The sequence below is a fragment of the Desulfovibrio sp. An276 genome (genome assembly GCF_002159665.1).
Classification (GTDB): Bacteria; Desulfobacterota; Desulfovibrionia; order Desulfovibrionales; family Desulfovibrionaceae; genus Desulfovibrio; species Desulfovibrio faecigallinarum.
Genome location: NZ_NFJC01000002.1, coordinates 52,759 through 65,879, shown reverse-complemented (window position 1 = coordinate 65,879; position 13,121 = coordinate 52,759). Strand labels below are relative to the sequence as shown.

The window sequence follows — 13,121 nt, the reverse complement described above, 5'->3', positions numbered from 1 at the left end:
CATGACCCGCTGTTACGAAAAGCTGACAGATACTCTGTCAGGAGAATTGTGAAATCCTGATAGCACACGTGTTGTAAAGTGACAATAGTTCTCATGCGTCAAATTATGAGAATGTAAAAATCATTTCCCTGTTTGTTCAACGATTATGCGATGTTGGTCGCCCATGCGAGAAAACGGAAAACTGACAGAGTATCTGACGACATTTGCCCCGATAAAATTGCGATCATATGTCATCACAAACAGGAGAAATACAATCAAAAAGCTCTCCTGATCCCAAAAAATCACGCTCTTCATTCTCCTTGTGGCAGCTTTCGTTTGGAGACAGGGCGGCACGCCCCACAGCATAGGGTGAACGCAGGGAGCAAAATGCGTCTTTCGTCTGCCGCTCCCCAGTCCACTTTTTCAAAAGCCACGTTTCGGACAGGAGAGCACGGCCTGCCGGCCAAGTACACTGACCTTGGGGACGCAAACAAGGACACCATCCCGGGAGGGATCGCATTCCACTCTTCTCCAGACAGGAGAGCCCTTTGGCCGCACGCCGCGCTTGACAACGAGGCCGGGACGGTGTCGCAAAACCCGACACCATTCGGGGCGCAAGAAAAATCCGGGGCTCGCCCTTGCGCAACGTGCACTACCGGGGTACTCACCTTGCGTCCCTGAACTTTTTGCCACCACAACCAGGAGAGCCCATCCATGACCCAATCAATGCCCCACCCAGAGCTTCAGCCCCTTGTCTCGTCCAGGCTTCTCCTGCGCAGGCTTGAGGAAAGCGACCTCGACGCCCTGTACGCCTTCATGGGGGACATTGAGGTCATGTACGCCTGGGAATACACCTTCACGCGCGAGGACGTGTTCTCCTGGATTGAACGCATGCGCAGCTTTCCAAACCCCGAGCTCGGCTATCGCGCCCTGTGCCTGAAGGGACAGGAAGACCGTATCATCGGCCAGGCGGGCATTCTCCCAAAAACCATCTTCGGGAAGGAGTGCCTGGAAATCGGCTACATCCTGGACAGGAGGTTCTGGCACATGGGCTATGCCACGGAAGCAGGAGCACTCCTTCTGGACCATGCCTTCGACAGCCTTGGGGCAGGAGAGATGTACGCCACCATCCGTCCCATGAACACGTCATCTCTCGCCGTGGCAGGACGCCTTGGCATGCACGCATGCGGGGAAATCGTTATCCACCTCAGGGGGCAGGATATGCCCCACACGGTCCTACAAACCGACAAAACGTCCTGGAAGGAGTGGCGCACGCGCTTTTTGTCCCTTTTGGAAGAGCAGGGGACTTCCCAGACAATCTCCAAAACAACACTCTGAAATAACACAATTCTGACCGACAGTTGCCCGTACAAAAACTAAAGGAGTACCCGAATTTTTTTCAGGTACTCCTTCATGTTTTTGCCCTTGTGGACTTTTACTTTATCCGCGGCGCAGGCGATAGAGGCTGTTTGCCACAGCGTCCGCGCACAGAAGTGCGGAGGCAAAGGCCCAGTGCAGGTTGTAGCCGCCAAGGTGCCCGGTCACATCCAGCATCTCGCCTATGATGCTCACCCTGTTCTCGAGTTTGCTTGCGAAGGTGACTGGCTCGATTTCTGCGCAGTCCACGCCGCCCATGCATACCTCAGCCTGACGCAGGCCTGCGCGCGAGGAAGGCAGTATTTTGAGCGCGTGCACGCGCTCCTCGAGCTCCTCGCGCATTTCCCTCGATAGCTCCGCGCAGCGCCTGTTGGCCAGGCTTTCCGGAAGCACAAGGTCAGCAAGGCGCTGGGGCATGAGACGCGAGAGCACGGAGCGCGGAGTGCGCTTGCCGTTCTCGTCTCCGAAAAGCCCGTGCAGCTCGTGGGGCAGAAGGTCGATTTCCAAAGCTTCGCCCTCCTTCCAGTAGAGGGAGGCCTTCAGGATGGCTGGCCCGGAGAGCCCTGTGCGGGTGAAGAGCATGTCGTCGCTGATGGTCTTGTCGCACACAGTGAGCTTCACTGGCAGGCTGACACCGGAGAGGGCGAGCCAGGGGCTCGTTTCGGGAAGTGTCAGTGGCGTAAGAGCTGCCCTCGGGGTAATCACGCTGTGCCCAAGGTGCTGGGCCATGGCGTAGCCAAGGCCTGTGGCACCACTTGCAGGACAGGCAGGGGATCCCAGGGCAAGTACGACGTGGCGGGCAGCCAGACGAGCTCCCTGGCTTCTCACCATGATGCGCTCCGCTTCCGGGCGTACGCAGTCCTCGCGCAAATGCTCGCCAAGAAGCAGGGTAAAGTCCCCCTTGCGACAGCGGGCGAGCAGGGCGCGAGCAAGATCCACACCTGTTCCGGTCAAAAAAAGCTTGCCCTTTTCCCGCTCCTCATAGCCCATACCCAGAAGCTCCATGGTGCGCACCATGGCGTTAGTGCCCATTTTCTCGAGCACAGGCGCAACAAAGCCTTCCTGCCCACAGACGTAGTGCGAGGGAGAAAGATTTCTGTTGCTGAAGTTGGCGTGGCCTCCGCCGGCAATTGCGAGCTTTCTGGCAGGAGTCCTGCTCCTGTCGAGCACGCAGACGCTGAGGCCCAGATCTACCAGGTGGGCAGCACACATGAGGCCTGCGGCACCGGCGCCCAGGATGATGACGTCTGTCAGGCCGCTGCGCTCCTTCAGCATGGCCTTCCTGGACCTGTCCTCAGCCTCGTAGCCCCATTCGCCAGGCCTGACAAAGTCCTCCGGCGTGCGGGCAAGTGCGTAGGCAGCACCTGCCTTCGTCTGTACAGAATCGTCCCGACCGGAAACGTATCCGTCCAGCTGTTCGCGCCGGTCCGTACGATCCGTACGCTCTGGACGATCGGGTCGGTTTGATCTTACCGCAGGCTCAGCGCGGTAGATACGGTCCGAACGCCCGGGGCGCTCTGGACGGTTCGGGCGATTCGGGCGCTCGTCCTGCCCCCTGTCAGACCTTGTGTCGAACCCGCCTTGCCGATCCTTGCGAGCGTCATGGCGCGCGTCGTGGCGATCCTTGTTTCTTTCGCGGGGAAGGGTGGGCGCAAAGTCGCGTTTCATATGGTCCTGCCGGCGATCGTCACGGGGCCCTTCGCGGTTTTCCCTGCAAAAGTCGCGTTCGCCCTGGAACTTGTCCGGACGAGGCCCAGTGCCTCTCGCGTCCCGTCCCTGACCGGCTTTCTCACCAAAGCCGCGCCTTTCCCCGCGATCTCCAAAGCCTTCCCTGCGTTCCCCTGGTCTTGCCGGGAAACGTTCGCTGAAGCGGGCACGGGGCTGCAGGTTCGTGCGGCCTTCACGGCTGTCACGGCGCTCGTCAGCCCTTTCGCGATCCTCACGATCATTGCGGCCGTGCCACGCGCCACGGGCAGGCCTGTCGTGTCTTTCGCTGGCAAATCTGTTCCGTTTGCCACCATCGCCCTCAGAGCCGCGGGAAAAATCCCCCTTGTCTTTGACAAAATGCTCGCGCTTTGGGGCAAAGCGCTCACGCCTGTCGAAACGGCCTTCAAAGTCCGCATCACGCGCATCTCTATCGTGCGCCTCCCGGTTCCTGGCTCTCTCGAAACTTGCGCCTTCATCCCTGTGGTCGCGGCGGTCCTTGTGGGAATAACTGCGCTCATTGCGGGAAAAGCCACGCTCGTCACGGGCAGAGCGCGGGCCACGTTCCCCATGGTCCCTTTGCTCCCCGCGTCCGAAAGCCTCGCCTCCGGGACGCCTGTGGTTGAAACTTCCCCCGCGCCTGCCACGGCCCTCACGGGGCTCGTCATGGGAAGCCTGCTCCTGCCTTCTATCCTGCCTTTCACCTTCCTGGTGTCGGCTGCCCCCGGATTTTGCGCGAGGCCCGAATTTGCCCTGCCTGGGCTTGCGCCCGCGCAAAGCCCCGTCCGGCTGCTGAGGATTGTGGTCGCGGCCCTCGAGGCCCTGGTAGTTCTGCTCTGTCGCGGACATGGTTTTCCTGTTTGTCTGCAGCAAAAAACCCCGGAGAGCGTTGGCTGACCGGGGTATATGCATTGTGGTAGCAAGGGGGAGACTTGAACTCTCGACACTGCGGGTATGAACCGCATGCTCTAACCAGCTGAGCTACCTTGCCACATTGTTGGCTATTTTGTTTTCGCTGAAGCACTGCGCTCCAACGAAGAGGGGTTATATACACATCGACCCCCTTTGGCAAGCATTTTTTTACGATTTTGTGAAAAAAATTTTAGATCGGCCAGCAGGGCAGCCAATAGAGCCACTTTCAGAGCCATACCCAGGTCTATCATCTGTCCCCCGGCAGGAGCATGGAGAAGGAATACCAGCACCCTGAGCCCTCGGGTCACCCCCTGATGGCAGCCCCAGGATGCCATATCGCCCCGGCTCCTCCTATGCGACACCCTGGATGACAGGCAGGGGACGGGACCTGCAAGATCATGCGAATCCGGCCCGGGAAAAAGCCTTTTTCCCTTAATTTTTCTTGCAAAATGCCTGCGAATCACTGGACTTTCGCAGTTTACCAATATACTATAACGAGTTGTGTGCGGGATCTCTCGCAAATCCATGGTCGCACACCGGGGCCTCCCGGCAAGGGATCCCCCGTTCCGGTCACAAGCCGGCCCTGGTGGCCTGTTTGGCCCCCAAAAGCCGGCACACTTTCTTTCACGCTCACCCCATGCCTTTTCCGGTCGCCGTCTGCACATCCTTTGTGTTTCCCCCGGCTGTTCCGAGTCCATCCTGCACGCAGGAGGCAAGGGCCCATATGGAGAGTCTACCTTCAGGGATTAACAAGATTCCGGATGATCAGCATCCGGAGCAGATGGCGCTCTTCCCCGAGAGTTTTTAGGGAAGCCGGCGTTTGACAAAAGGCATTTCGCCACGGGTACCCCCTGGCGAAACAGGATTAAAGTCGGGGTGCGTGAAATGCGCATGAGACTTGGAAACAAATTACAGAAACATAAGCCTAATTATGTTTCTCGAAGGAGATACAACACATGAGTGATGAACTGACTATGCCCCAGGAAGAACAGCAGGAAACCCCAGCCCCCGTCGAGGAGGCCGCAACCGCTGCTGCCGCAGACAACGCTGGCGATGAGGAAAGCTTTGCCGATCTGATGGCCAAGCAGGACATTGCCCAGGTGCGCATTCAGAAAGGGCAGAAGGTTCAGGGCAAGGTAGTGGACATGAACGAGGACACCGTGTTCGTGAACATCGGTGCCAAGCTCGAGGGTGTCATGGAAATGAACGACTTCCGTGACGCCGAGGGCAACGTGAATGTGTCCGTGGGCGACGACGTGGAAGCCTGGATCACCCAGGTTTCCTCCGGCGAAATCCGTCTCGCCCGCTCCATGAGCGGCGCCGGCATGCAGGCCATCGAGGACGCCAGGGAGAACGGCGTGCCCGTTGAAGGCAAGGTCACCGAGCAGTGCAAGGGCGGCTACCACGTGGAAATCCTCGGCAAGACCGCTTTCTGCCCCGGTTCCCAGATGGCTCACGGTTCCCCCGAGAGCCTCATCGGCCAGACCTTCCAGTTCCTGATCACCCGCGTGGAATCCCGTGGCCGCAACATCGTTGTCTCCCACAGGGCCCTCATGGATCGTCAGCGCGAGCAGAGCCTGCAGGCCCTGCTTGATCAGGTCCGCGAAGGCGACATCGTGGAAGGCAAGGTGACCCGTCTCGCCAACTTCGGCGCCTTTGTGGAACTCGTTCCCGGCGTGGAAGGCATGGTGCACCTCTCCGAACTCTCCTGGTCCCGCGTGATGAAGGCCGACGAGGTCGTGAAGCCCGGTGACACCGTGCAGGCCAAGATCCTCAAGATCGGCAAGGAGAAGGGCAGGGACGGCAACGAGCATACCCGCATTTCCCTCTCCATCAGGGAAGCCCAGGGCAATCCCTGGGATCAGATTGAGACCATCGTGGCCGCTCCCGGTTCCATCGTGGAAGGCAAGGTCATGCGCATCGCACCCTTCGGCGCCTTCGTGGAAATCGCTCCCGGCATCGAGGGCCTTGTGCACCTGTCCGAAATGTCCTGGACCCAGCGCGTGAACCGTGCAGACGAGATCGTGCAGCCCGGCCAGGTCGTGCGTGTGAAGATCAAGGAGATCAACACCGAGAACAGGCGCGTCTCCCTTAGCCTGCGCGACGCAGAGGGCGATCCGTGGGCAGACGTCGAGACCCGCTTCCCCGTGGGCAGCGTGGTGGAAGGCAAGGTCGAGAGCCAGTCCAGGTTCGGCCTGTTTGTGACCCTGGCCCCCGGCATCACCGGCCTTCTCCCCGAAGGCATCATGCGCCAGTCCAAGACCGAGCAGGAATACCAGAAGCTGGAGAAGGACGCTCCTGTCACCCTGGAAGTGCAGCGCGTCGACCCCGTCGCCCGCCGCATCACCCTGGTGCCCGAAGGCATGCAGCCCCAGCCCAAGGAACCCCGTGAGCGCAAGGAAAAGCCCTCTCGCAAGGGTGGTTCCTCCAACAACGATTGGCACAAGCATCAGAAGACCGAGCAGGACGAGGCCGGTTCCTTCTCCAACACTTTGGCACAGGCCTTGCAGAGAGCTCAGGAAAACAAGCAATAAGGTAATGTCGGGAAAGAGTCTGCTCTTTCCATAATCCCCATATTGTCCGTCCGGGGTGCTCCGGGCGGACAATATGCTACCCGGGATTCTTTCCCGGGTTCTTTATTGGATTCTTTCCGGACATTCCCAAAGGAGTTTTTCTGCATGCGCAATCCCCTTTTCTCCCTGACAGCTGCCCTTTTGGCCCTTGTCCTTGTTGTGACCAGCGCCAATGCAGCCTCCCTGCCCGAGTTCACCGAACTTGCAGCCAAGTGTGGCCCCGCGGTGGTGAACATCAACACCGAAAAGGTCACGAAGACCACAGGTCCCGAGGACTTTTTCGGAGACATGTTCCGCGGCATGCCCCCAGGATTCGAGCGCTTCTTCGAGCCCTTCCAGCGTGACAAGCGCCGTCCCAACACGAACAGGCAGCGCTCGCTCGGATCGGGCTTTCTCATTTCCGCCGACGGCTACATCGTGACCAACTTCCACGTGGTGGACGGCGCGGACGTTATCCGCGTGACCCTGGACGAGAAGATTGCCAAGGGCAAGACCAACGTCAAGGCAACCCTCGTCGGCTCGGACGAGGAGACGGATCTCGCCCTCCTGAAGATCGACGTCAAGGAAAAGCTTCCCTATCTCACCTTCGGCAACAGCGACAACCTGAAGGTCGGTGAATGGGTCCTTGCCATTGGCAACCCCTTCGGCCTCGATCACAGCGTCACTGCAGGCATATTGTCCGCCACAGGCCGTCGCATCAACGCCGGAGCCTTCGACAACTTCCTGCAGACCGATGCCTCCATCAACCCCGGCAACTCCGGTGGCCCCCTCATCAACATGCAGGGTGAGGTCATTGGTATCAACACCGCCATCATCGCCTCCGGCCAGGGCATAGGCTTTGCCATCCCCTCCAACATGGCAAACGAGATCATTGCCCAGGTGCGTGACGGCAAGAAGGTGAGCCGTGGCTGGCTCGGCATCGTCATCCAGGATGTCGACGAGGCCACAGGCCAGGCCCTTGGCCTCAAGGACCACAAGGGTGCCATCGTGGTGAGCGTCCAGCCCGGACAGCCCGCAGACGAGGCAGGCATCAGGGACGGCGACATCATCCGCAAGATCGACGACCAGGACATCGAGGATCGCGACGAACTTCTGCGCGTCGTTGCATCCAAGAAGCCCGGCACCCGCGTGGCTGTAGAAGTCATCCGCGATGGCAAGGCTCAGACCCTGCAGGTCAGGCTGGGCGACAGGTCCTCCAACCTCGAGACCGCCGACAACGGCGCGCCCGCAGGTTCCAAAGACAGTGCCGAAGCCAACCTGGGCCTCAAGGTTCGTCCCGTGAAGGCCGAGGAAGCAAGGCAGCTCGGTATCGACAACGGCATCATGATTCTCGACATCGACCAGGACAAGCCCGCAGCCAACACGGACCTGCGCCCCGGTGACGTCATCGTCAAGGCCAACATGAAGGCCGTGAAGACCGTGGCAGATCTTGCCCGCATCGTGCGTGAGGAAGGTGTTAAAAGAGGCGCCATCCTCTTGCAGGTAAACCGCAGAGGCGACCTCATCTTCCGCACAGTCGAACTCGGTTCCGCAAAGTAGGAAAACCGGACAGGGCCATACAGTTCAAGAAGGACTGCTTCCATATGGAGGCAGTCCTCTTTTTTTTGTCCTCGTCCATACGAGCATGTGGCAATATGAATATGCGGCAATTCGAACATGGACCAATGTGCAATGGGGCAGGGTGGTCAGAAAATGCCCATTCTTGTGTACAGGGCGGTCAGCAATTGTACAGCAAAGGCAGCTGTCACATGTTCTCAACGCGCCAAATCCTTGCCAAGATTCCCCTTGCATCCTAAAATCAAAAAAAATTTTTCCGGCCCGCGTGGCTCTTGGCCCCAAGGAGGTTTGTATGGCCATCCATCCAGAAGCGGGAAAACTTCCCGATCCTGCAACACTTGAAAACATCCCGGCCCTGGTAAGCGCCTACTACACGCTTGTCCCAGACCCCGGGCAGCCCTCGCAGCGCATAAGCTTCGGCACATCCGGCCACAGGGGCTCTTCCCTCAAAACCAGCTTCAACGAGGCCCACATCCTGGCAGTGACCCAGGCCGTGTGCGAGCTGAGAAAGGAAGACGGCATCGAGGGACCCCTCTACCTCGGCTTCGACACCCACGCCCTGTCCGAGCCTGCCCAGCGCACAGCACTTGAAGTGCTTGCTGCCAACAACGTGCGCGTGCGCATCTCCAAAAATCACGCCTACACGGCAACACCCGCTGTTTCCCACGCCATCCTTTTGTGGAACCGCAGCCACGAGGGCAGGGAGAGGGCAGACGGCATCATCATCACTCCTTCCCACAACCCGCCCTGTGACGGCGGCTTCAAGTACAACCCGCCCCACGGCGGCCCCGCGGACACAAGCGAGACCGGCAGGGTGGAAAAGCGCGCAAACGAGCTTCTGGCAAACGGCAATCGCGAGGTGAAGCGTATCCCCTACGCCGCAGCCCTCGCCTCGGCTTGTGTCGAGGAGTACGACTACACCAGCGCCTACGTCGACATGCTTGGCGACATCCTGGACATGGAGGCCATAGCCAAATCCGGCCTGAAACTCGGCGTAGACCCCCTTGGCGGCGCAAGCCTGGAGCTCTGGCAGCCCATAGCGGACAGGTACGGGCTTGACCTCACCGTGGTCAACCGCTGCGTGGATCCCACCTTCCGCTTCGTGCCCAGGGACAAGGACGGCAAAATCCGCATGGACTGTTCCTCCCCCTGGGCCATGTCCGTGCTTTTGAACATGCGCGACAGCTTTGACCTGTGCTTTGCCTGTGACCCAGACTCCGACAGGCACGGCATTGTCACCCGCGACGGCCTCATGAACCCCAACCACTACCTCTCGGTCTGCGCCTGGTACCTTTTGCGTACCCGCACGAACTGGCCCGCCAACTGCGGCATAGGCAAGACCGTGGTGACCACGGATCTGCTCAACCGCACAGGCAACATGCTCGGTCGCAAGGTGGTGGAGACTCCAGTGGGCTTCAAGTGGTTTGTACCCCTGCTCTCGTCCGGCACCTGCGGCTTCTGCTGCGAAGAGAGTGCTGGCGGCTCCTTCCTCTGCCTCGACGGCAAGACCTGGAGCACGGACAAGGACGGACCGCTCCTCTGCCTGCTCGCAGCCGAAATGATGGCCAAGGAAAAGGCAAGCCCGAGCGAGCTCTACAAAAGGCTCACAGCCGAGCTCGGAGCCCCTGTCTACGAGCGCATCGACAGCCCCGCTGACGAGAAGGTGCGTACAAGGGTCAGGTCTCTTGGCAAGGAGGACGTGACCATGACAAGCCTTGGGGACTCCCCTGTCACAGAGGTACTCACGAGGGCTCCAGGCAACGACGCTGCCATTGGCGGCCTCAAGGTGGTCTCGAAGGACGGCTGGTTTGCCGTGCGTCCCTCCGGAACCGAGGACATCTGCAAGCTCTACGCAGAAAGCTTCAAGGGCAAAGAACACCTGAAGTGCATTCAGGACACTGCCCAGGACTTTTTGCAAAAGCTCCTTGGCTAGAGTCTGACCAGCCAAACCATGACAAAGGGGTGCTGCGGCACCCCTTTTGTTATTTTGGGGCCTTGTTTGCCCCCTTTGTCCCGTCCTTGTCCCGTCCTTGCCTAGGCCCTGGGGCTGCCCAAAAAAATCTTTGCCACACTCTTGACAAGAACGCGTTTCAGTCAATAGAAAGCTTGCGTTACGCGACCGGCTGCCGCCAATGCAAGGGGTTGTGCCTGCATCTTTTGCGCCAGGCTTTCTGCATGTGCAGGAACCCATGGCCGGACAAGAGGGAAAAAGACTGTCCCTCGACGCTATTGCATTGAAAATTTGTCAAAAAGCATGTGGTTGCAGGGAAAACCGGATACAACGACACACGAAAGGCCCCTGCAGTCACGCCAGATTGCTTCGGTCTGCGCTCACGATCGGAGCAACTAGCCGGGGTTTGGAAGCGGGCCAGCCCCGGCCCTTTTTTGCGCCTGCCTCCTTCGGCCCAGGCAGGACAGATCTGTGCCATGTCGGAGAAACCCGAACGCGGGACTATTGGCCTACAGTCCCAGCGACAAGAACTTTCTCTCCGAAGTACTCTCTGATTGTTTCGTCGGGGACGATCCTGTTCAGGGTGTCAACCTGTCCTCTGACCTTCCACCAGGGAGAGCCGATACAGTGGGACCAGGCAGACAGATTGGACGCACGCAGTGGTCCGAAAACGTCCAGGACGCTCTGTACAGCCGCCTTTATTTCTTCACTGCCTCTGTCCCGGACAAGCGTCGAATACTCTGTCACATCACAGCCATTGTGAATCAGTTTGAAAACCCTGGGAAAGACAGGGCCATAGGGCAAGGCGTGCGGATGCTCGTCACAGACATGCGAGCCTTTCCACGCGAGCATCACTCCGTACACGCAGTACAGAAGCTTCTGAATTTTGGTGTTGGTGTAGCTGATTTTCCGCTCAACACACTCTTGGGCGATATAGGCAGCAACATCACAGCTGTCGAACATGGCGGTCTCCCTGCCCCTGTTTCGGGCTGAAGCAATCAGGAATATCTGTCCAGGAGATAGCCGGCAAGAACGCCGACACCCATGACTCCGAACACGGCAATGGTAAAAACGACCAAAATATTCATACGCTGTCTCCCAAACTGCCCGTGCGCGCAAAGTGCCTGTACTCACCTGCCTTTTGATCCGGCTCTATCCCCCAGCGCTCTCCTATGACAGTTTCCACATCCAAAGGACATCGGCTGAACGCGCAGTTCGCAGTGGTCTAACGCAAAAGAAAGCCCCTCCTGGAAGGGGCGAGGAAAAGGTAGCGGGCTATGGCTTTTGGTGGAGAAGAGCAATCACCCCTATGGTCCTGCCGAAGAGGGCAGGCATATTACCTTGATTCCGAGCTGTGGTGCCAAAGGCAAGGTATCTTTCGTCCTGGCTAGAAACCGAGCCAGCCGAAGCCCTTTGCCATGATGCCAAGACCGAAAACAGCAATGGCTATCTGCCACTTGATGAGGCGAGATTCCATTCCCTTGGCTTCGGTGCGAAGCTTCTCGATCTCTGTTTTGGTTTCGCTGCGCAACTTCTCGATTTCAAGGCGAACATCGGCCACATCACCCTTGGTAGCGAGTTGCTGGCGGGTGGCCTCGTCCAGCTTGTCCCGAGCTTCTAAGTCAGCCTTGATTTCGGCACGAATCTTTTGACGTTCCTCCTGGGCAAGCTCCGCAAAACCTTCTGCTTGCGCCTGGGTGAAACCGAGTCCGATTAGCTTCTTGCTATAGGCGAGGGTGTCAAAAGTGATCCCGTCCATATGCACCTCCGTACCAATCATGATAACCATGGTTTTTGGGGTTGTCGATCTGTTTCACGAAACCCGCAGCTACGCATGGAATCCTGCCCCCAATTGGCCTATCTTGGGCATATTCCAAAGAGGCAAGGAAAAATCAGTCACAGGAGCTATGGCTGTTGGTGGCAAAGAGCAATCACTCCTATGAGTAGTCCCGACTGGGCAATGAACATGCCTATCAGCCACTTGAGGAGAGAAAGCTTCTGCTTGGCCATTTCCTCAACATGGTCTTTGCGCAGGACCAGGAGATCTCCGTGTATGGCAAGTTCTTCAGCGTCCACAGGCCTGATGGCGTCTTGCAGGGCCCAGGTGAAGGCTTCAGCCTGTTCCGCAGGCATTCCCGCTGCCTGCAGCTTTTTGCAGTAGGCAAGGGTGTCGAAAGCAATCATTGCGTCCTCCTTTGGTGATCGAAGCGAGGAAGACTGGAAAGAGGAAGCAAAGGACAAAGTGATATCAAGACCTTCCTCACAAGCAAGCTATCTTTTTCACCCATTTTGCGCAACACAAAACGCAAGGCCGCAAAACTCCGAAAATACAGAAAACAACATCAAGGCTACCCTATGACACTCTCCACATCCACGTAGTAGTTCGAGGGCCTTGTGCGCTCCATGTAGACCCGCACCTTCTTCCCCGGCACTATCTCGTGGCTGTCGTACCAGGCATCTCCGCTGCGAAAGAGATACACCCTGCCGCTCGGGTCCACGTAGCGGCAGCTCAAAATGATGGGGTGGCGTCCATTGGCATACTGCTCTTCGTCCAGCTCAATGTTCGTTACCTCTGCCTCAACGCAGTATCCAGCAGCTGTCAGTCTGTCGATTCTGTTCTCGCGTATCTTTCTCACCACCAGGAAGAGTGTGCCCATGCCACCAAAGACAAGCCCCATGAAGAGCAAAACTCCCGAAAAGAGGCCATCACTGCCAGCAAGGCGCACATCTTCCGGATTGTCCCTGGCGTACAGAACATCGATCACCATGCCCGGCCGCATGTCCCCGGATGCCGAGGTGAGTGTTGCCTCGTATGTCTTCCCGGCAACGTGATAGCGCACATGGGGCATACCCAGGGATTCTCTGGTTTTGCCCCGCATGGCAAGGATGACTGCCTCGGTCGTGTCCGCCCCCTTCCTGAACTCCACTCCTTCAAGGGCCATCCAGACGCCACCGCACATGAGGCCAAGCCCAAGGATGGCAAAGAGCCAGCCAAATATGAGGATAAAGACCCTGTTGTGTCTTTTGGCTCTGGCACGAACCCTTTCCCTGTCCACGTACATGCCCGA

Annotated in this window: 10 protein-coding genes and 1 tRNA gene; 4 read left to right on the top strand and 7 right to left on the bottom strand. The window is 58.4% G+C overall.

Going from position 1 to position 13,121, the window contains the following annotated elements:
• Positions 1-693 precede the first annotated feature (693 nt).
• Positions 694-1,317 carry a GNAT family N-acetyltransferase gene (locus B5F76_RS02315; protein WP_087350450.1) on the top strand — a complete coding sequence of 208 codons (624 nt, stop codon included), beginning with the start codon at positions 694-696 and terminating at the stop codon, positions 1,315-1,317.
• Positions 1,318-1,419: 102 nt separating this feature from the next.
• On the opposite strand, the gene B5F76_RS02310 is transcribed toward B5F76_RS02315, so the two are convergent.
• From B5F76_RS02310 to B5F76_RS14735, 3 genes are all read right to left on the bottom strand, one after another.
• The gene (locus B5F76_RS02310; protein ID WP_162608633.1) at positions 1,420-3,909 is read right to left on the bottom strand and encodes an aminoacetone oxidase family FAD-binding enzyme; all 2,490 of its coding nucleotides are present in this window, start codon (positions 3,907-3,909) and stop codon (positions 1,420-1,422) included.
• A gap of 65 nt (positions 3,910-3,974) precedes the next feature.
• Positions 3,975-4,051 (bottom strand) — tRNA-Met (locus B5F76_RS02305).
• Positions 4,052-4,061: 10 nt separating this feature from the next.
• Positions 4,062-4,307: a hypothetical protein gene (locus B5F76_RS14735; RefSeq protein ID WP_087350444.1), complete on the bottom strand. Its 246-nt coding sequence runs from the start codon at positions 4,305-4,307 to the stop codon at positions 4,062-4,064.
• Positions 4,308-4,928: 621 nt separating this feature from the next.
• On the opposite strand from B5F76_RS14735, the gene B5F76_RS02295 reads away from it, so the two are divergent.
• The 3 genes from B5F76_RS02295 (at position 4,929) to pgm (ending at position 10,035) form a co-directional block, all read left to right on the top strand.
• Positions 4,929-6,506: a S1 RNA-binding domain-containing protein gene (locus tag B5F76_RS02295; protein ID WP_239406926.1), complete on the top strand. Its 1,578-nt coding sequence runs from the start codon at positions 4,929-4,931 to the stop codon at positions 6,504-6,506.
• 144 nt (positions 6,507-6,650) lie between these two features.
• On the top strand, positions 6,651-8,084 hold the full coding sequence (locus tag B5F76_RS02290; RefSeq protein WP_087350442.1) for a Do family serine endopeptidase: 1,434 nt from the start codon (positions 6,651-6,653) through the stop codon (positions 8,082-8,084).
• A 310-nt stretch (positions 8,085-8,394) separates the two neighbouring features.
• Positions 8,395-10,035 (top strand): phosphoglucomutase (alpha-D-glucose-1,6-bisphosphate-dependent), encoded by a 1,641-nt coding sequence (pgm, locus tag B5F76_RS02285; protein WP_087350439.1) that lies wholly within the window; start codon positions 8,395-8,397, stop codon positions 10,033-10,035.
• A 519-nt stretch (positions 10,036-10,554) separates the two neighbouring features.
• On the opposite strand, the gene B5F76_RS02280 is transcribed toward pgm, so the two are convergent.
• From B5F76_RS02280 to B5F76_RS02265, 4 genes are all read right to left on the bottom strand, one after another.
• Entirely contained in the window at positions 10,555-11,016 is a 462-nt protein-coding gene (locus B5F76_RS02280; RefSeq protein WP_087350436.1) for a Panacea domain-containing protein, read from the bottom strand.
• A gap of 424 nt (positions 11,017-11,440) precedes the next feature.
• A complete protein-coding gene (locus B5F76_RS02275; RefSeq protein WP_087350434.1) occupies positions 11,441-11,812 on the bottom strand; it encodes a hypothetical protein in 372 nt (123 codons plus the stop codon).
• 146 nt (positions 11,813-11,958) lie between these two features.
• Positions 11,959-12,237, bottom strand: coding sequence for a hypothetical protein (locus B5F76_RS02270; RefSeq protein ID WP_087350431.1), 279 nt, complete (start codon positions 12,235-12,237; stop codon positions 11,959-11,961).
• A 164-nt stretch (positions 12,238-12,401) separates the two neighbouring features.
• A complete protein-coding gene (locus B5F76_RS02265; protein ID WP_162608632.1) occupies positions 12,402-13,115 on the bottom strand; it encodes a DUF3592 domain-containing protein in 714 nt (237 codons plus the stop codon).
• Positions 13,116-13,121 lie beyond the last annotated feature (6 nt).